General features: G+C 41.3%; 20 protein-coding genes. 17 read left to right on the top strand and 3 right to left on the bottom strand.

Going from position 1 to position 20012, the window contains the following annotated elements; all coding sequences use genetic code 11:
- The first annotated feature begins 2 nt into the window (after positions 1 to 2).
- The 12 genes from L2672_RS09620 (at position 3) to astB (ending at position 9675) form a co-directional block, all read left to right on the top strand.
- A complete protein-coding gene (locus tag L2672_RS09620) occupies positions 3 to 1109 on the top strand; it encodes a PD-(D/E)XK nuclease family protein (protein ID WP_248995636.1) in 1107 nt (368 codons plus the stop codon).
- Positions 1093 to 1305 carry a hypothetical protein gene (locus L2672_RS09615; protein ID WP_248995635.1) on the top strand — a complete coding sequence of 71 codons (213 nt, stop codon included), beginning with the start codon at positions 1093 to 1095 and terminating at the stop codon, positions 1303 to 1305. Before L2672_RS09620 ends, L2672_RS09615 begins: the two co-directional genes overlap by 17 nt.
- Entirely contained in the window at positions 1289 to 2677 is a 1389-nt protein-coding gene (locus tag L2672_RS09610; RefSeq protein WP_248995634.1) for an SNF2-related protein, read from the top strand. Before L2672_RS09615 ends, L2672_RS09610 begins: the two co-directional genes overlap by 17 nt.
- Positions 2678 to 2728: 51 nt before the next feature.
- Positions 2729 to 3118 carry a hypothetical protein gene (locus L2672_RS09605; RefSeq protein ID WP_248995633.1) on the top strand — a complete coding sequence of 130 codons (390 nt, stop codon included), beginning with the start codon at positions 2729 to 2731 and terminating at the stop codon, positions 3116 to 3118.
- A gap of 2 nt (positions 3119 to 3120) precedes the next feature.
- The gene (locus L2672_RS09600; RefSeq protein WP_248995632.1) at positions 3121 to 3528 is read left to right on the top strand and encodes a hypothetical protein; all 408 of its coding nucleotides are present in this window, start codon (positions 3121 to 3123) and stop codon (positions 3526 to 3528) included.
- Positions 3529 to 3729: 201 nt separating this feature from the next.
- On the top strand, positions 3730 to 4470 hold the full coding sequence (locus L2672_RS09595) for a hypothetical protein (protein WP_248995631.1): 741 nt from the start codon (positions 3730 to 3732) through the stop codon (positions 4468 to 4470).
- Positions 4471 to 4531: 61 nt separating this feature from the next.
- Positions 4532 to 4957 (top strand): hypothetical protein, encoded by a 426-nt coding sequence (locus L2672_RS09590; protein ID WP_248995630.1) that lies wholly within the window; start codon positions 4532 to 4534, stop codon positions 4955 to 4957.
- Between the two features lie 367 nt (positions 4958 to 5324).
- A complete protein-coding gene (locus L2672_RS09585) occupies positions 5325 to 5948 on the top strand; it encodes a hypothetical protein (RefSeq protein ID WP_248995629.1) in 624 nt (207 codons plus the stop codon).
- A gap of 40 nt (positions 5949 to 5988) precedes the next feature.
- On the top strand, positions 5989 to 6450 hold the full coding sequence (locus L2672_RS09580) for a DUF3310 domain-containing protein (RefSeq protein ID WP_248995628.1): 462 nt from the start codon (positions 5989 to 5991) through the stop codon (positions 6448 to 6450).
- A gap of 16 nt (positions 6451 to 6466) precedes the next feature.
- On the top strand, positions 6467 to 6637 hold the full coding sequence (locus L2672_RS09575) for a hypothetical protein (protein ID WP_248995627.1): 171 nt from the start codon (positions 6467 to 6469) through the stop codon (positions 6635 to 6637).
- A 261-nt stretch (positions 6638 to 6898) separates the two neighbouring features.
- Positions 6899 to 8080 (top strand): Arm DNA-binding domain-containing protein, encoded by a 1182-nt coding sequence (locus tag L2672_RS09570; RefSeq protein ID WP_248995626.1) that lies wholly within the window; start codon positions 6899 to 6901, stop codon positions 8078 to 8080.
- Positions 8081 to 8340: 260 nt separating this feature from the next.
- Positions 8341 to 9675 (top strand): N-succinylarginine dihydrolase, encoded by a 1335-nt coding sequence (gene astB, locus L2672_RS09565; protein WP_248995625.1) that lies wholly within the window; start codon positions 8341 to 8343, stop codon positions 9673 to 9675.
- Between the two features lie 108 nt (positions 9676 to 9783).
- Here the strand turns inward: astB and L2672_RS09560 are convergent, their stop codons facing one another.
- Positions 9784 to 12261 (bottom strand): Ig-like domain-containing protein, encoded by a 2478-nt coding sequence (locus L2672_RS09560; RefSeq protein ID WP_248995624.1) that lies wholly within the window; start codon positions 12259 to 12261, stop codon positions 9784 to 9786.
- Positions 12262 to 12483: 222 nt separating this feature from the next.
- On the opposite strand from L2672_RS09560, the gene L2672_RS09555 reads away from it, so the two are divergent.
- The 4 genes from L2672_RS09555 (at position 12484) to L2672_RS09540 (ending at position 16699) form a co-directional block, all read left to right on the top strand.
- Positions 12484 to 13797: a dicarboxylate/amino acid:cation symporter gene (locus L2672_RS09555; RefSeq protein ID WP_338055589.1), complete on the top strand. Its 1314-nt coding sequence runs from the start codon at positions 12484 to 12486 to the stop codon at positions 13795 to 13797.
- A gap of 108 nt (positions 13798 to 13905) precedes the next feature.
- The gene (locus L2672_RS09550; RefSeq protein WP_248995623.1) at positions 13906 to 14589 is read left to right on the top strand and encodes a LysE family translocator; all 684 of its coding nucleotides are present in this window, start codon (positions 13906 to 13908) and stop codon (positions 14587 to 14589) included.
- A 74-nt stretch (positions 14590 to 14663) separates the two neighbouring features.
- Positions 14664 to 15338 (top strand): response regulator, encoded by a 675-nt coding sequence (locus tag L2672_RS09545; protein WP_248995622.1) that lies wholly within the window; start codon positions 14664 to 14666, stop codon positions 15336 to 15338.
- The gene (locus tag L2672_RS09540; RefSeq protein WP_248995621.1) at positions 15329 to 16699 is read left to right on the top strand and encodes an ATP-binding protein; all 1371 of its coding nucleotides are present in this window, start codon (positions 15329 to 15331) and stop codon (positions 16697 to 16699) included. Before L2672_RS09545 ends, L2672_RS09540 begins: the two co-directional genes overlap by 10 nt.
- A 56-nt stretch (positions 16700 to 16755) precedes the next feature.
- Here the strand turns inward: L2672_RS09540 and L2672_RS09535 are convergent, their stop codons facing one another.
- Positions 16756 to 17442 (bottom strand): 2OG-Fe(II) oxygenase, encoded by a 687-nt coding sequence (locus L2672_RS09535; protein ID WP_248995620.1) that lies wholly within the window; start codon positions 17440 to 17442, stop codon positions 16756 to 16758.
- A gap of 141 nt (positions 17443 to 17583) precedes the next feature.
- On the opposite strand from L2672_RS09535, the gene L2672_RS09530 reads away from it, so the two are divergent.
- On the top strand, positions 17584 to 18831 hold the full coding sequence (locus tag L2672_RS09530; RefSeq protein ID WP_248995619.1) for a cyclic di-GMP phosphodiesterase: 1248 nt from the start codon (positions 17584 to 17586) through the stop codon (positions 18829 to 18831).
- Between the two features lie 91 nt (positions 18832 to 18922).
- On the opposite strand, the gene corA is transcribed toward L2672_RS09530, so the two are convergent.
- Positions 18923 to 19870 (bottom strand): magnesium/cobalt transporter CorA, encoded by a 948-nt coding sequence (gene corA / locus L2672_RS09525; RefSeq protein ID WP_248995618.1) that lies wholly within the window; start codon positions 19868 to 19870, stop codon positions 18923 to 18925.
- Between the last annotated feature and the right edge of the window lie 142 nt (positions 19871 to 20012).

Raw genomic sequence — 20012 nt, 5'->3', positions numbered from 1 at the left:
CTATGAATTTTGCTAGTCAACTCCAAGCCGCAAAGGAAAAGGATGACACAGCCAAAGGCGGTGCTATCCAGAAGGCAGAGGTTAAAGGAGTCGAGGCCAAATCGACTACGGCCTTTGCCGCCACTTTAAAGGCAGCCAATAGTGCAGAGGCCAAACTTCCCCCAAAGCTACCCACTTTGCCAAACAAGCAAGAGGTAGAAATTGGCGAGGATATGGAACTTGGCCCAGTCGATAACTGGTCTTTCTCAGCACTAAAAACGTTCGAGAATTGCCAATGGGCTATCAAACTCCAACGGGTAGATAAAATCCCACAACAAGATGGTGAAGCCGCAGTTCGTGGCTCACTAATCCATGACGGTTGTGAGGAATGGGTACGCTTCAATCGAGAACACTTACCTGCCGACAATAAAACCAAATTTGAAGTGTTTAACACTGAATTTGAACGGTTACGACAGTCTTTCCGTGAGCATCGTTTACTCATGGAAGAAAACTGGGGCATTCGCCAAGATTGGTCGCCCTGCAATTGGAATCCCAAAAAGCCAGAGGAGAACGACCCTGAACTATGGGGCAAAGCCAAGCTGGATGCGTTTGAGATTGTCGCTACCCCGTTGCACAAAGATGACGATGGCCAAGTGGTCTTTGGCGAAGATAACAAGCTTTACCTACATAGAGGTGATGACGTTCTTGAATGGGACAGCCTCGACCTTGAAGAACGTCAACGCTATTCGCTCACAGCCAAGATCATAGATTACAAAACAGGCCGCAAATTCAAAAACGAAATGAAGCATCGAGACCAAGGGCTAAGTTATGCGCTACACGCCATGCACCGATACCCAGACATCAACACGTTCCACGTTGAGTTTTGGTACTTAGACCAAGGCGAAAAGATGCAAATGTTATTCAACCGTCGCCAGTTAGTCATTCTTCTGCGCATGTACCACAACCGTGCAATGAAGATGACGACCTGCAAAGACTTCATGCCCAACCCAAATGCCTTTTCATGCCAATACTGCCCATACGGGGCAAACGTGAACCGTAAAGGTGTTGCTTACGGTGTTGGGGTTTGTGAGTACGACCATTACAGAGGGATAGATGATGCCGATATTTAGCCATGAAAGACCTTGCCCAGAATGTGATACCCCAACAACAAGTTACTGGCGTGGTCAAATAGAACGTACTGGGGATGCAGAGTTCAGCTTTGATTGTGATAAATGCGGGACGATGTGGGATGAATTATTAGAATGTGATAATGACGGTGCGTTTGGTGCGACACCAGAGGAGGACGCTTATGACCTCGCTGGCTAAAGTGTTCAAGCCGTTTGCACACCAAGAGAAATTCGCCTCTTTATGGGGCGACAAACAACGGGTATTAAACTTCGATGGCTGCGGGACAGGTAAAACCCTGTCTTGCGTCCATGCAGTTAAAACCCATTGGCCTAAAGCCAGAGTCTTGGTGCTCGCTCCCCTATCCATTCTTGAATGTGCTTGGGTGAAAGATTTAAACCTTGGGTGGCCTGAAGCGCAAGTGGGTGTCGCCTCAGTATCGAAAGCGAAAAAGATTAAGGTATTCGAGGACAAGGACAATGATTGGGTGATAACCAATCACGATACTGTAAAGTTGATCAGCGAAATGGACTATGCCAAAGACTTTGATGTGCTTATCGTTGACGAGGGTGACGCATTCCGAAACCGCACTACCCAGCGAAGTAAAGCCATTCAAAAAGTGGCTGCGACCATTCCCGTAATGACATTAATGACAGGCACACCAAGCCCTAAGTCAATCACTGACGTTTGGCACTTAGCCTTTCTCATAGACAGAGGCCAACGCCTAGGCCGCAACTTCTTTGACTTCCGTTCACAAGTTTGTACCCCATCACCTGTCTTTGGTGTGCCAAATGCAATGAAATGGGACGATAAGCCAGAGGCCAATCAGATGGTCACACTGGCCTTGGCCGACATTTGCAGCCGTGTGTCACTTCAAGATGTGCAAGAACTCCCAGAGACTATTTTCCGCGACATATTGGTGGCTATCCCACCTAAGCTGCGCAGAGAATATGAGTCGTTACGCCATGATGCAATGATGATGTTGCAATCAGGCCAACTAATCAATGCTGTCCATGCAGGGGCTAAATTCCAAAAGTTACTGCAAACCGTGTCGGGTGCTATCTATGACGAACGTGGTAACGCGCACGACATTCACAAAGACCGCCATGAGTTAGTTATTGACCTTGCATCAGAAACCGACCACTGCCTAGTGGCGTTTAATTGGACGCATCAACGTGATGGACTCATTGCAGCCGCTAAGAAACGAGGGCTTTCATACGCTGTCATTGATGGTGAAGTCTCAGCCAAAGAGCGAACAGACATTGTTAACCGATTCCAAAAAGGTTTGATTAACGTGTTATTTGCCCATCCTCAATCTGCTGGGCACGGGTTAACTCTAACCAAAGCTAATCGGGTTATATGGGCATCCCCAACCTATCGAGCCGACCTATACGAGCAATTCAATCATCGTATCGTTCGTACTGGCCAAAAACGCAAGACCGAAATCATAAACATCACTGCTGAGGAAACAGTGGAAACCGATGTTTATGCCAAGTTAATGACCAAGAAAACCCGCATGGGTGACTTGCTTGACACCTTTAAGGGCTTATTCGATGCCCAAGAAGCTGCTTAAAATCGAATACATTGAAAAACCATTAACCATTAATCAAGAGAGAGTAAAACTATGGAACACATTAACCCACTAAACAACATCAGTGCTGCACAATTCAACATGGAGCAATTCAACGAGGTAGTAAAAGCTTTACGCCTTGCCCATAAGAACTTAGCGGAATTTGGCAAGGACTTGCCAGAAGTTCGAGTGCGCTATGCAGAGAACAAGGAAGAACTGCAAGCTGCACTCGACATTTCAGATATTGCTGCCATGCAGAAGTTAACCCAAGAACGTAAACGCCTAGAAGCGAAGCTAAACGAAAAGCCAACAGAGCGTATTGTCGCCTTTGACGCTGCTATTCGTAATTTCCACAGCTTTGTGAATGGTGGCTACCTTTTGGAGAACATGGACGAAGACACCGACAATGTTGTTGAACTCGCAAACGATAAAGAGGCTGCGTAACTATGAGTGCTGCTGAAAAGTTAGAAATGTACGAAGAAACCCAAGTTGACCGCAAAGAGCTAATGCGTGAGTTGTTTGAAGTGCGCACTAAAATAGCGGAAATCGAAGCTAGAGAGCTTAAATCGCTCAAAGCGCGTAAAACGGCCTTGGAGAACCAACTTCTATCACTATTAGAGGTTGGAGAAAAACTATCCTTTGCTGACATTGGCACGGTTAGCTGTAAGGAGGAAGTTGTCCCCAATGTATCGAACTGGGATGCCGTTTATGAACATGTAATGTCCAACAAAGCATTCTATCTTCTACCAAGAAAGGTGAACGCTGCGGCCTACCGTGAATCTTTACAGATTGGGGACAAAATTGAGGGAATTGAGTCTGTTGCAATAAGAAAACTTAGTGTTCGCAAAGCGTAATAATTTTCTATTGCAAAATATTAGTAGTAACACTAATATTCACTAAGTAGCTTTACTGTTACAGTCTAGAACTCAAAAACCTCTCGAACCCACTTTGATTCGCCCCAAAGTGGGTTCATCCAACAGTCAGCCTTGGCTGGCATTCGCAATAACCATTAACCATTAACTACTAACTATCGAACCATTAAAAGGTAACAACTAATGAGCAAAAATACAAAAACTGAAATCGCAACCGTTAATGCCAACTTAACTGCTTATGCTGGTGATTTATCAGAGCGCCAAGGAGCGGTTGGCCTAGGTTCAGAGAACGTTTCTGCTGATGACTTAGCTATTCCTCGCCTAAAGTTACTGCAAGCTATCTCTGACGAGGTACAAATGGGGCATCCTAAGCAAGTTGAGGGTGCAACGGCTGGCATGATCATCAATAACCTCACCGAAGAATTGTCAAACAGCATCTTTGTGGTGAACTTACACTTCACTAAGAAAGTGGTTGTATGGCGTAAGCGTAAAGCTGGCGGTGGAATCTACGACACCTTTGACACTGAACAAGAGGCTCGCGTTGCCTTGCAAGAGGCTGGCGAAGATGAAAAGAACTTTGATATTTCTGAGAACCCCACTCACCTTGTTCTTATCATTGACCCAGAAACAGGCGCACCTAAAGGCGTGGCACTATTAGACATGCCAGGGACTAAAATCAAAGTTTCAAAACGTTGGAACTCTATGATTGCCGAAGCAGAAGCCAAAGGTCATCCACGATTCGGTTGCGTATGGCAGTTGGGTGTTAAAGGCGAAAGCAACACTCAAGGTAGCTACTTCAACTTTGACCTGTTGGACATTACAGATGGCGCGAAATACATTGCCGCACCACAAGAAATCTATGATGCCGCAACAGCCGCATTTGAGTCTTTCTTCCCAAGTGCAAGAGTTGACGAAGCCGCTTAATCCTCTGAAAGCAGTACAGGCCACCTATTAGGTGGCCTTTTTTCGTATAGGACAGACCGCAATGATTGAATCTAAGTACACCTCAAATATTCATCAACGATTACCCGCAAACGTCTACCACTGGAAGATTAATGACAATTTCGCTGGCGGTGTGCCAGATGCGTTCTACCGAGTATTAGACAACCCTGACGCTAAACCCATGTGGGTTGAGTACAAGTTAATTAAAGCACTACCTAAACGGGCAAGCACACGGGTTATACCCGACCTATCACCTCAGCAATTAGTTTGGCTAAAACAAACAGTAAATAACAGTGAAATTGTGCGTGTTGTGGTCGGTGTAGAGTCCGAAAAGGTGGATAGGCAGGTTACGGGGATCATACTCGAACCTAACAAATGGGAAACAGGTTTTACCTCGGAGGAGTACCACAGTAACAAACTAACATACAGTGAAATGGCAAAAATCTTTGTGGAATTAATGAGCGGTTAAAAAACAAGCAAACGAACAGCCTTTTAAATTTTTTTCAATTATTTCAAGGGTCTTGCGATTCGCAATGATTGTAACAAGCCGATCTAGTAAACTCAAAGACTTACAAAAATAGCGTAACAATTTTAACGAGTTATTCAGGTGCATATCGTTGTTTGTAATGACATTTTAGTGACTTGTCGCACTTTATTTCTAAAATTTATGCGATTAGAATCTTTTCCGTGTCAAAACAAAGATCGCCCGATAACAACTTTTGTGGGTTATAAACGCAAAGTATGGCTAGTTATGGATACTTTTTAATTGACCTGTATTAGTAACACTGTTATCTTTAAATGGAGTTTTGACACACATACAATGGAGCTACAACAAAATGTCTAGGAGCGAAGAACTTTTGTTATCCAGAGTCCAAAAAGCATGGGCGAGCTTTAAGGGCGAAACTGGTACAAATCAGACGAACGCTGCGAAGCAAATGGGCATGAACCAAAGCGCATTTAGTCAGTACATTAGGGGGTCAATCCCTCTGAACACCGACTTTTTACTGCGGTTCGGGCAAATGACAGGCCAAAATTTAGGGGAAGAAGTTGCTGAACTTTCAGCAATCAAAATCCCAAATAGAACTGTTGTCATGCCTCTTAAATATACACTTTCTGGCGGTATTTGTGATGACCGTATTGCTGTTTCATCAGTGGTCGCCTCCAATGAGTGTTACTTGGTGGAGAACGATTATGATGGACTACCATATCGCAAAGGTGACTACTTTATTGTAGACCCTAAAGCTACGGTGACTTCAGGGGCGAGTGTTTTTGTCACATTCTGCAATGAGTCACCAGCTACGATATGTAGTATCGAACACAAACGGGGTGATTGGGAATTAGTCGAAGACAGAGCTTTAGGCGGTAAGCGTATACCGTTGACGACTGTCAAAGACATTCACTTAATCACAGGGATTTATTACAAACCACCAACGGGGAGAAAGTTTATTAGTCAGGGTTAGCTAGGAGGCTTCCCCATAAGCATTGAGAGAATTATTAAAAATGAAAATTGCTAAGAACTCTAATACGCAGCTAAACGCACAAAAGAAAAATAGAGATGTAGCAAGACAAGTAAACCCTGAACATTACACTTTTGGTTTGGTCGAGTGTATTACGTTTAACCGCTTTATGCCCTACTCCATAGGATGTGCGTTTAAGTACCTATGGCGGTTAGGAAGAAAAGATGACGAAACCATAGAGCTTGGGAAAATTAGTTGGTATGTAAGGGATAGCCTTAAATTCCGACCCCGCCCAACGATCAATGCGGAATTTGCTGACGTGCTAATCCGCGAACTTTCACTCATGGAAGATGAATTTGAGCACGAGGTCTACAAAATGCTCGTTGGGTTAATCTCAGCAGCCGCAGGCGACTTTGAGTTGCTAGAGTGTTTGGCCGAGGAGTACGGGTTTCTTAATGATGCTCCAATAGCAGCTAACCAAGAAGTTTACGTAAGCGAAGCTTAATATAGGGGGCAGTACGATGGAATGGATCACAATTCAACGTGCTGCCGCATTAACTGGTTACTCAGTTAATGCGCTACGGCACAAAATCAATCGCGGTCAATTAATCGAAGAAGAACACTGGCGCAAAGCACGGGACGGACGAATTTTGTTCCATGTTGCGAATTTTAATAACTGGCTTAAACAGTAACACTAATATTTATTAAATAACCTCAACTAATAATATATGGAGGTGTTATGGATATAACAGAGAAAGTTATTGGCACTATCACGGGCTTTGGGAGAAAGCGAAGTCCTGAAAAAGTGAAGCTTAAACCAAGAGCGCGGGGTTCTGGATCACCTCTGCCGCGATAGTAGGACGAAGCCCCGCTCAAGTAATAAACCTAATTACTACTGAGCGGGGCTTTCTTTTGCTTAATGATTAACAAGTAACAAGTAACGAGTACCAAAAATGAACAAATACGATGACATTCAATTGCCAAAGGGGATCACTTTACACCGTGGTAAATTACGTATTGCGTTTAGACCTGCGGGGTTCAAGAATCAAGTAAAGCGCGTCCTAGACATGGCAGTCACCAAATCCAATATTAAAGTTGCCGAGATTAAGCTAAACGCTATCCGACATGAAATCATGCTAGGTACATTCGATATTGGTAAGCACTTCCCCAATGACCCCTTATGTCGCAAACAGGGATACACAGTGACCCAAATGCTAGACGGGTATTTAGCAGACCTAAAGAACCGAGGTGTCAAACGAAGCACCCTACGCCAACGGGGGTTCGCTATTGACTTGCTAAAACGTTGTGCAGGTCAATTCGATATTCGACACGCAGAGAGGGCCGACATTTTAGAACTGCGTAAAACTATCAAAAATGCAAAGTCCCTTAGCCGAGGCCGAACAAACAAGACAAGGAGTAATGCAGAAGTAAACAAGCTAATCGCTATGTTGAAGCGTTCTGCCGATATTGCCGTTGAGCATCACTTGTTAGAGTCAAACCCTTTCATCACGTTACGCCCCTTGCCTACCACTAAGCAGACAGCGAAGAACACAGAGGCCAGCGAGGAAAAAGTACGAGTGTTGACCATTGAGCAAGCCACAGCGATAATTGCAGAATTACCAGAGGGGTTTGCCCGAAACATTATACAATTTTGTTTCTGGTCGGGCGCTAGGCACGGTGAAGCTCTTGCTTTAGAAAAACGAGATCTTGACCTGCCCTACGTCACCATAAGGCGAACTTTGACACTCAACTCAGGCATGACCCAGACACCAAAGACAGGTGCTGCACGTAGAATATTGTTACCCCGTTTAGCAGTTGAAGCTATCGAGGCACAATTACCCTTGGCCAAAAAAGACCGTATTTTTGAGACAGCAGGAAAACATCGTTCTCTAAGTACCAATTCGATGCCGAGGATTGCTTGGGCGAGAGCACTAAAAAAGTTAAATATTGATTTTGTGACTCCATATGTCACACGTCACTCGTTCGTAAGTTGGATGTTAATGGCTGGGGAATCTGAATGGAAAATTGCTCAACACGTTGGGCATAAAAATACACAGATGATCCAACGTACATATGGCCACTTTATACCAAAATCGGGACAAAAATGGTCACTGGATGACCCCAGCAATTTTTAAGTGTCTGATTTTTCATGTTGAAACATTAACTTACAAACTTTTTTAAAAGACAATATGCGTTTTTTAAAAGTAATATTTCACTTAATCAGATTTCAACAGGAGTTTATTGCATTTTTAGTCAAAACAGCCAAAAAGTTCAAAAATCAACCACTTTGTTAACGACTAATGCTTACGTATACTAGCAATAATTTAGCCATGCCTAACATGGTCGAATCACTGTTTATTTAAAAGAATATAGAACAACAATAAAGGGATTATAAATGAAGCAATTTGAAGCAAATTTTGACGGATTAGTTGGCCCAACTCACAACTATGCAGGATTATCATTTGGTAATGTGGCGTCATATTCTAATGCAGCGCAAGCTTCAAACCCTAAAGCGGCTGCGAAACAAGGCTTACAAAAAGCCAAAGCACTTGCTGACTTAGGAATGGTTCAAGGTGTATTAGCACCACAGGAGCGCCCAGACCTCTATACATTAAGACGAATTGGTTTTAGCGGCTCAGACGCTGAAATAATACAAAAAGCCGCTGTACAAGCTCCTGCGTTACTTAACGCATGTTGTAGTGCATCGAGCATGTGGACTGCTAACGCCGCCACAGTCTCACCGTCAGCTGACACCAGAGACGGCAAAGTGCATTTTACGCCAGCCAATTTAGTCGATAAGTTTCATCGTAGTATCGAGCCATTAACCACGGGTAATATTCTTAAATCGACCTTTAATAATGAGCGATACTTTCACCATCACTCACATTTACCTGAGCATAGCTACTTTGGTGATGAAGGTGCTGCCAATCATACTCGTTTATGCCACGACTATGGTGAAGCGGGTGTAGAGCTATTTGTCTACGGCCAAAGTGCAACAAACCCTAACACCCCTAAACCGACCAAGTTTCCTGCTAGGCAAACGCTAGAGGCATCTCAAGCGGTTGCAAGGCTGCACCAACTAGAAGATGAAAGCTGCGTGTTTATGCAACAAAACCCAGATGTGATTGATCAAGGTGTTTTCCATAACGACGTAATCTCAGTGGGAAATCAAAATGTGTTGTTTTACCATGAGCAAGCATTTTTAGACACTGACGCTAAATTTGCAGAAATTCGTCAAAAGATGAATGGTGATGTGCACTTTATTAAGGTAGCAACAGATCAAGTATCAATTAATGATGCTGTTAAAAGTTATTTATTTAATACCCAAATAATTACCTTACCTAATGGTGAAATGGCGATTATTGCGCCTACTGATTGCCAAGAAAACCCTGCAGTATTTGCGTATTTAAATGAGTTGCTCACCCTGAATACGCCAATTAAACAGGTTAAATATTTTGATGTGAAGCAAAGTATGCAAAACGGCGGTGGCCCTGCTTGTTTACGTTTAAGAGTTGCAATGAATGAAAATGAAATTGCGGCAGTTAACCAAAACACCTTAATGAATGATGCTTTATTCACTCGATTAAACCTGTGGGTTGATAAACATTACCGTGATCAGTTAACCGTAAATGATTTGGCTGACCCTCAATTGATTATTGAATCACGCACCGCATTAGACGAGCTAACTCAAATATTAAAACTAGGCAGCGTGTACCAGTTCCAAAAGTAGTATTGAATTCGATTAATCAGCACACCCCAATCATTAATGATGAATAAATAAAAAAGGCTATCAATTACTTGATAGCCTTTTTTGATTCAATTGTCCGCGGTAAAAACGTTATTCAATTATCACATTAATTGATACCACTTCCGTAGTGGTGCCGTTTGGTGTTTCAACTGTCACGATGAAAACACCAGAGTTTGGCTCATCTTCACCTTTTAAGGTCACACCAAAATCACGACCGCCATTATAGTTACTGCTTGGCCATGTATATTCACTGTTACTGACGACAGAACCGGCAGACGTGGTGAATCGTACAATTGAACCCGCTGGCATTTGTTGATTATGCAAGTCAGAAATCGTAAAGAATACAGACGCAGCGCCTTTACCCACAATAGTGATATTACCACCATAATGTGGACCATCTTTATCGTTAATCAAGATATCACTGTGTTGAGTAGCGTAAGCGGTACTGCCTGACATCACCATCACTAAACTGCGACGAACATAAAGTGATTTAGAGTCGTTAACACCATCGGCACAACCATCATGTGCTTCTGTTGAACAAAGCACACCATTATACTTACCATCTTTGGTATCAAATGTACCATTGAAATTGAAGTCAACTAGTTCTTCAAGTTTACCACCGTCTTGACCACCGGTTTGTTGCGGATTAAATACCGTATCTTCGTTATAATCGTTAAAGGCATCATCTAAATCAAATGACTGGCCTGTCACATCTACCCCGGTAGTAAATTCAGTATATTCTTCAGCATCAAAACGACCATTACCGTTAAGATCAGGGAATGACTCTTCACCAATAGCGGTAGCAGTAATAGTGGCACGTCCACCATATTTTTGGCCATAAATGTTGCCATAAACACCTAAAACAGAATCATAACTTAAAGATGAATCAGGATTACGAACCATGCCGCCTGTTCCATCAACAAGTAACTCCCCTTCCGGGCGAGGTAGTTGACTCGTCCAAGTCACTGAACATTTACCAGCAACAGTTTGACAAGCATCTTCAATCGAGCCACCTTCGGTAGTGAATGAAACCGTTGTTCCATCTGGTACAGGGTTGTTAAATGCATCCGCTAAACGCGCCGTTACCTTAACTTCGGTTCCATCAATGTCCCAACCTTCAGCATTAACGTACTCTGCTGAAAGCGAGAAACTGTCTTGATCAGGAATACCCGTAGACACAATAAGTTGTTTAGACTGACTTGAAATAGCCGGAACAGCGCCATTTTCGACCGTGGCAGTCACTCTTAAAGATGTTGCCACCGACCCAGTTGTCACAACCGTTTGCACAATACCTTGATTGTTTGTTGTAGCCAGTGTTGGCGTTATCGCTACACCGCCCACAAGTGTATTTAAAGCAAATGACACTTCTTGATTACTAACAGGGTTACCATTTTTATCAAGTACTTTAAATTTAACTACAGATGACTCAATTCCACCTGTACCTAAAATACCAATGTTTTCAGGGTCAGCAGAAACAAATGAAATACTGCCAACATCAGCTTGTAATACATTAATCGTCCCAACAGCAGATAAACTAATGCCACCGGCATTGGCGGTGACATTAATTTGATCTTCACCAACACAACCTTGTGCCAAGTAGGTTGACGTTGCTACGCCATTACTTGAAGAAACAGGAGAGCTTAACTCAGCTTGCGCAGGGTTTTTAGTTGCACAAGTTGAAGAGAAGTTAACATCAACAGGTTGATTAAATGGATTACCTAAATCATCTTGAATGCGAACAGTAATCGTTGCCGTACCGCCAGCAGATAAGTCTGTGGTGCTAACTTCAGCTTTACCCGCTTCAAAAGCAGTTCCGGTTCCACTGCCCATTACCACATTGGTTGCGCCAACCACCACAATGGTGGTGCCGACTTCATTAGTTGGTAATGTTGCTCTTACTTCACCAGCACCTAAAGCACTGCCTGCGTAGATATCAACAACCGCTTTACCTTCTGCATTGGTTACCGCGGTTTTAATGGGTAAATCACCAATATCAGCTTCAAAGGTGACAATAGTCGGTTTAGTGATACCGGTAACCGTTGCGGTTAATTTACCAGGAGAAAGCGTACTAATGCTTTCTGCGGCATTGCCGTCAACGTCAGTTAATACCAGAGAAACCTGAGCTCCACCGCCCGCTTCACCACCATCTCCCACCATAGTAAGGTTTACAGTCGCACTTTCACCTGATGAGATTGACGCCGTCACCGATGCACCAGTGTTTACCGAAGCGGTATTAAGGGTAATTGTTGCGATACCGGTATTAGGATCGGTCGAGACCTGCCCCGTGCCCGGAGAAAAGGTACCATAGCTTGCATCGTTAAGTTCAAATGTCACTAACGTGCTGATGGGATTCCCGTCAGAATCTGTTACGGTTGCTGTAATTTCTGCTGGTTCAGCAACAGAAACTTGAGTGTTATTGATAGATAAAGCGATTGAAATCGTCGTTGGTGTTCCACCATTACCACCGTCGCCACCATCGCCGCCATCACTAATGCTACCACCGCCACTACAGGCAAAAAGCAAAAATGAACAAATTAACGCAAAATAGACTTTAATTGCTGACCTCATTGTCAGGCTCCCTGTTACATTAAAATAATAATAATATTTAATAATAGCTACCTACTCTTTAATAATACACAAATATACGATAACTGCACCACAACACCACCACTTTAATCGGCACATTTGCATAAAAACTTTAACTTTTATGCCATTTCATCTGTGCTGCATTCCTGCTAGGCTTTATTAAATAAAAAACGCTTCATATAAAAATAATTGGAAGGATAGAACGTGAGCAATAACAAAACACTCGGACTAACGAGTAAAATTTTAATCGGTATGGGTGCCGGTATTTTAGTCGGCCTCTTACTCAGAAACCTGTTTCCAGAAAGCTTATTCGTCAAAGATTATTTAACTGAGGGATTGTTTAATGTTATTGGGGCGATCTTCATTTCCAGCTTAAAAATGCTGGTTGTGCCTTTAGTCTTTGTTTCTCTTGTTTGCGGTACAAGTTCGTTAAGCGACCCATCAAAACTTGGCCGACTCGGTGGTAAAACCATCGCATTTTATTTATTCACAACCGCTATTGCATTATCAGTTGCTATTTTACTCGCGGTGATAATTCATCCAGGAAGTGCAAGTTTAGCAAGCTCGACGATGGAATTTAGTGTCAAAGAAGCCCCAAGTTTATCTGAAGTCATTATTAACATTGTGCCAGACAACCCTGTTCAAGCGATGACTCAAGGTAATATGCTGCAAATTATCCTATTTGCGGTTATTTTCGGCTTCGCAATTTCACATATTGGTGAGCGTGGTGAACGTGTTGCAAGATTCTTCAACGATTTAAATGAAGTTATCATGCGTGTGGTTACCCTAGTCATGCAACTTGCACCATACGGTGTGTTTGCTCTAATGGCTAAACTGAGTTTAACCCTAGGATTAGAAACGTTTGGAAGTGTAGTTAAGTACTTCTTGTTAGTGGTATTGGTATTGCTTATTCAAGCATTAATCGTTTACCCAACTTTATTAAAAGTATTTTCTGGGCTAAGTCCATTCATGTTCTTGCGCAAAATACGTGATGTACAATTATTTGCCTTTAGTACTGCTAGTTCAAATGCAACCTTACCGGTAACGATTGAAACCTCTGAACATAGAATGGGTGTTGATAATAAAATTGCCTCGTTCACCCTACCTTTAGGTGCAACCATTAACATGGACGGTACGGCAATTATGCAAGGTGTTGCGACCGTATTTATTGCCCAAGTATTTGGTATCGATCTAAGTTTAACCGACTACGCAATGGTTGTTATTACCGCAACACTGGCATCAATTGGTACTGCAGGTGTTCCTGGTGTTGGGTTAATTATGCTAGCAATGGTACTTAACCAAGTTGGGTTACCTGTAGAAGGTATTGCACTCATTATTGGTGTCGACAGATTATTAGACATGATCCGTACCGCAGTTAACGTGACGGGTGATACTGTTGCCACCGTTGTAATTGCCAAATCAGAAAATGCGTTCAACGAAGACGTGTTTAATGATTCGCAAGCGGGTAAAGCAGCAACTAGTTTTGAAGAGCAAGTCTTTAATAGCAAAAATAAATAACTATTTACTAAATTAGTTAATTAAAAAGGCGCATTCATTGCGCCTTTTTGGTTTTTGCTTTATAACCCAATTGATATTAACAACATAGACTTCCAAAAAGGACGATAAATGGACTTCACCCTTCTCAGTGGTTTAGCAGTTATTCACATTATTGCGCTTATCAGCCCTGGGCCAGATTTTGCAATTATCATCAAAATGGCTACCCAACAGAAACGTCCGGTTGCAACCGCGTGTGCATTAGGGATTTCTGTGGCGATTTTGATCCATACTTTATTGTCATTGCTTGGAATCAGCCTAATGATTCGTCAATCAGAATTGGCCTATACTTTTGTGCAATGTATCGGAATTTCTTATTTAGCTTGGATGGGGTTTCAGGCGTTAAAATCGGCACTGAAACAGGTAAAAAACAAACCAATTAATGAGTCTTTAGCGCCAGTTAACACTAAAGAGCCGTTAAATACGTCACCCGCACAGACGGCCGTTATTTCAACATTTAAAGGGTTCAAAGTTGGCCTGTTCACCAATCTGCTTAACCCTAAAGCGCTGGTGTTCTTTATCACTCTTTTTACTGTTTTGATTACTCCTGAGGTCAATTTAGCCACCAAAACGGTGGCAACCACTCTACTCTTTATATTGTCGCTAGCCTGGTTTAGTTTATTGGCGGTATTTCTATCAAAAGCGAATATACAATCAAAGCTGTTAAGTATTAGCCACATTATTGATGGTTTAGTGGGTATTATATTTATCGGTGTAGCATTGACTATCGCTTTAAATTTAATCAATAGTTTTTGATGAGTGATACAGCTTCTATTCAACTTATAAACGATATAATCTTTTGCATTACCGCCTGATTTGGGAGAATTGCTATGCGGATTCTGGTCATAGAAGATGATCCGATTTTATCTCATCATTTAGAAGTTCAATTAACAGAAATGGGTAATCAAGTTCAAATAGCCTCTACCGCCAAAGAAGGCTTCTACCAAGCTTGTAATTACCCTATCGATGTTGCAATTGTCGATCTTGGTTTACCTGATCAAGACGGTATTAGCTTAATAAAATCTATTCGAGAAGCGGAAGTCACCGCGCCTATTCTTATTTTAACGGCTCGCATAAACTGGCAAGATAAAGTAGAAGGGCTCAATGCGGGCGCAGATGATTATTTAGTTAAGCCCTTTCAAAAAGAAGAATTGGTTGCCAGATTAGACGCATTAGTTAGGCGCAGCGCAGGGTTTGTCAAACCGGTTATTAATAGCGGTGCTTTATCATTAGATCTCTCTAGTAAACAGGTGACATTAAATAATGAACTCATGGAGATAACCGCATTTGAATATTTAATCCTTGAATATTTAATGCGTCACTGTAACGAAGTTGTGGCCAAACAGCGTTTACTGGATGTGGTTTATGCAGACAAAGAAGGCGATCCGAATACCATTGAAGTGATGGTGAGCCGTTTAAGAAAAAAGCTCTCACACGGTGGAATAGAAGAAGCGATTTTAACCATTCGTGGCCAAGGTTATAAATTTAATTTGCCATGCCAGTAATATTTAAGCCCAAAAAGCGGCTACTTACCCGCATGTTTGTGACCTCTTTAAGTATTATTGCTTTAGTGGGGTTCGGTTTTGCATGGCTAGTCACCGTATTAAATGAGCAAAATAGATACAATAAAATCACTGCTGATTATATTGCAGAACTACCTGTTATCGCTGCAGAATTTAGGGAAAACAATGTCGTGCCGATTACTCAGGCACAAGATAACGACAATATTGAAACCAGCTATATCATGGCGACTTGTGATAATAACTACCAAGATTTATGGCAATCAAATTTAGCTAAAGACCATGATTTAAATAATATTTGTCAGAAATACCGTAAGATTAAGGATAACTTTAAAAATTACTTTATCGACTTTGAAAACCAACAAAGCTACCTCGTTTTCAAGCTCAGTACTGAAATTGATAATAAACCTTTCCACCTGCTGATATTACACAATGCTAGTGAACTCCAAAAAGAGATTAACCGCTTTAATCAGCTCACGTATTTCAGGCTAGCGTTAGTTTTAGGCGCAGCAACATTTTTATTAATGAGTACAGCGTATTGGAGCTTGTTACCACTCAACCAACTGAAACAAGAAATTCTTAAATTAAAACAAGGAAAGCAACAATCGTTATCAAAAGACTACCCTGTTGAATTGACCGAAGTCACTGACGCTTTGAATCAATTGTTAGATCAAAATCAGCAGCGACAACAACAATATCAAAATGCGATGAATGACTTAGCTCATAGTTTAAAAACCCGTTTAGCCGCCAGTATCGCTATTCTGGATGAGCCTTCAATGCAAATCAAAGACAAAGATGCGCAAATATTAAAGCAAATTGAAGATATGGATCACTTGGTAAAGTACCAATTAAAGCGTGCGATGATGGGAAGGCAAGGTTTATTGAAACAATACACCCCAGTAAAACCCATTATTGAGCAGCTAGTACAAATGCTGTCCAAGCTGTACCAAAGTAAATCAATCACTTTTACTGTCAATTGCGCTCAAGATATAAGCTTCCCAATCAGTAAGGGCGACTTAATGGAGCTTTGCGGTAATTTGATGGAGAATGCGGCTAAATACTGTATCTCGACAATTGAGATCAGCGCCCTACAGCACCCTAATGGTAATTTGTGTTTAAAAATTGAAGATGACGGACCCGGTGTTGATGAACAATACCGACAAAAGATTATCCAACGTGGCGTAAGAGCTGATACCCAATACACAGGGCAAGGAATAGGCTTAGCCGTCTGTGTTGAAATAGTGAATAGTTATCACGGAACCTTCGAGATTGCGACAAGTCATTTGCAAGGCGCCGCCTTCATCATTACATTCAATAAAGATGGAGCTCACTCAAAGGTGACCTAAACTGCATAATGATATCAAGATATTTAATCTTGAATGATCAATGTATTCTTTAAATACTAGCGATATAATTGCTCAGCACGATTAAACATAATCCATGACGTCGCAATAAACTTATCATCGCTTATCGGCACATTGCCCCTATGGCTATGTGTAAAAGCAGCTGGGGCAATGACCATTGTTCCCTTTGTCGGCTTAATCTTTCGTTGTTGATAATAAAACTCAGTCTCGCCCCCTTCTTCAACATCATTTAAATAGAACATGTATAACACCACTCGATGTAACGCTTCATTGTGGCCTATTTGAGGAAACTGTTCTGAATGCCAATGAGGGTAGCCCCCTATTGCTTTTTGATAATGCTGAATATTAATCGTGCCACTTCTAAACAAGTACTTCACAATCGCATCCACTTTTCCATCAGCCAACTGTTCAAAGTTATCAGGCTGTAATGTCACAGTATTTCCATGCTCGTCTTTCACTCCAACCGAAACCGCTCCCATAAGCGCTAAAGCATGTTGTTTAAAATAGTCTACACTTTTAGCAAGGGTAATTTGCAGCAACTCTTTGCGTAATTCAGCTAAATCAGGATGCTCATCTAACATCAAATCTCGACTGAGCTTTTTGGTTTTATCAACACCACTTCCGGTTGCCCCTTGAACGACACCGGGATGATTTTTTACCGCTTGAATGAGCTTTTGACATAACTCATCATTCAATGCATTGGGATAAACTTCAATAAAGTCCATTTTACGCCTTGTTTTGTATTGTTTATGTTAATATGCTGCATGTTCAAGAGGTATTTGTAAAGTGTCCAAGATATTTGGCTTAAGCCTATAAATTGATTCATAATGTCCATGCGATTGACAAGAGATTACTAAAAATTTTTTATGAAAAATAATGTCAAAATTGCAGTTTCAGAGCTCAAAGTCGGTATATTTGTTAATCTGCCTATTTCATGGAAAGATCATCCGTTCATTTTCAGTAAATTCAAGATTAACTCTCAAACTCAAATTGAGTTAATCAAAAGTCTTGGGGTAAAAAACGTTTTTTATGACCCTCAAAGAAGTGACGTAACGGTTGATGATGCAGCAGACGAGTCAGAGCCTCAACCTGTGGATTCATTAGAAAACGTAAAACAGCAAATGCAAGATTACAAATCTGAGCGCATTGAACAGCAACAAAAACTCAAACGAAATATCAAAAAAACTGAAAAACAATTCCAACGTTCAGTCTCTATGATGCGTTCAATGGTGAGTAAAATTGCAGGCCGACCACTCAATGCCGTTAACGATGCCAAAGATTTAATTAGTAATTTGACGAATATGCTGCTTGATGAAGATAATTTATCACTTCATCTCATGGCTGATGCCCCCCCTGCTGACGTGCTTTATCATCATTCTTTAAATGTTTCGATGATGTGCATGCTAATGGCCAAAGAGCTTGGTTGGGAACGAGAAGAAATTGAACTAGTCGGTATAGGCGCATTATTTCATGATGTAGGTAAGCTAAAAATACCTTCAAACATTCTCAATAAAATCGTGCCCCTTTCAACTCCGGAAGAAAACCTTATTAAACAGCACCCTTTAATGAGTATTAACTTCCTTAAGTTGGCAGACTCGTTTCCTGAACAAGCGAAACCCATGATAGCTAACCATCATGAATATCTTGACGGCAGTGGCAGCCCTCAAGGTCTAGAGCAAGATAAACTGGACAAATTTTCTCAGCTGATTGCGGTCATTAATCAATACGATAACTTATGTAATGGTAATCAACTCGTTAAAGCAAAAACGCCCAGTGTTGCGCTTGGGTTACTCTATAAGAATTATCACAAAAAGCTTAATCAAGAATATGTCCAAAAACTGATTAAAATGTTAGGGATATATCCTCCAGGTAGTGTCATTGAGTTATCAAATGGTCAATTTGCTATGGTGATGTCTGTAAATATCAAGAACATTTTATACCCCAGCATTATTAGCTACGACCCACTAGTCCCTGTTGCTCAGGCTCCTATCGTCGAGCTAGAAAAAGAAGGCGTATCGATTGTTAGAAGTTTACCTGCAGCGGCATTACCAGAAAAAATTCATAAATATTTAAGCCCAAGAGATAGAATTAGTTATTCATTTGCCAAAACATAGCTATTTAAAATCAATATAAAAAAGGATAACTGAATAAGTTATCCTTTTTATCACTTAGCCTCAGCTCAGGTTGATAAGTCGAATTAAATAATTATAACCAGCCTTTGCGTTTAAAGAACAAATATGTACCCGCCGCACTTGCAAACATTAACCCCACCGCCATTGGGTAACCATAACGCCAATCAAGCTCAGGCATTAAGGCAAAGTTCATCCCATAACTGCTGGCAATTAATGTGGGAGGTAAAAAGACTACTGCCGATACTGAGAAGATTTTGATAATTTTATTCTGTTGTAAACCACTAAAACCCATCGCAGCATCCAGTAAAAACTTTAATTTATCAAAAATAAACTGGCTATGAGGCATTAGTGATTCAATATCAGATAACATTTCACGGATATCTTTCAAATTTTCATCAGCCAAATTTTGACGATAATAACGCTGCATATAACGCAATGATCGCTGGGTATCGAGTAGGCTTAAACGAATTTTACCATTTGAATCTTCTTGCAAAGTAATTTGCTTAAATACCGCATCTAACTCTTCATCGTTAAACACTTGCTCACTTAAATTATCTAGCACAGTGTAAACATCTTCAATTAAATCAGATAGGTAGTCTACTTTTAAGTTAAACAGTTCCAGCAATAGCGTTTGCGGAGTATCAATATCGATTCGGCCTAATCGTAAATAATTACGTAGTAAACGAATTAACCCCACATCTTCTTCACGCATCGTCAGTAAGAAGTTTTCACGTAAGTTAAATGAAACGTTAACAGCACGCACATCAGCGCCTACACGTTGAGGGAATAACGAGTTAATATGTAAACCGTCTTGGTTTTGGAAGAAACGAGCAGAAGCCTCAATTTCCTTAATATCTTCTTCGTCTGGAACATCTTCAGATGAAAACCGGCTGAGCCAATCACGCTCTTCATCATTAGGCTTAAAGAGATCAAGCCATAAAGTATTTTCAGGTAAACTGTCCGTAGCAGACAATTCAGTTATGGTGAGTTTACGGTTTTGATAAGCGTAAGCGGTGATCATAATACTCTCCCATGTAAAACTGATTCAAATAAGCAGGTTAAACCTTACAAAAACTGGCGCTAGTGTACTAATTTTAAAATGATTGAAAAGTAAAAAATGCAATTATTTCATTTTTTGTTAACTTTCATCACCAACCAGACAT

It is taken from the genome of Shewanella gaetbuli, assembly GCF_023284065.1.
In the GTDB taxonomy this organism is placed as follows: domain Bacteria; phylum Pseudomonadota; class Gammaproteobacteria; order Enterobacterales; family Shewanellaceae; genus Shewanella; species Shewanella gaetbuli.
Note: the sequence above shows the minus strand (reverse complement) of the source record. Positions and strands in the feature narration are given on the sequence as shown.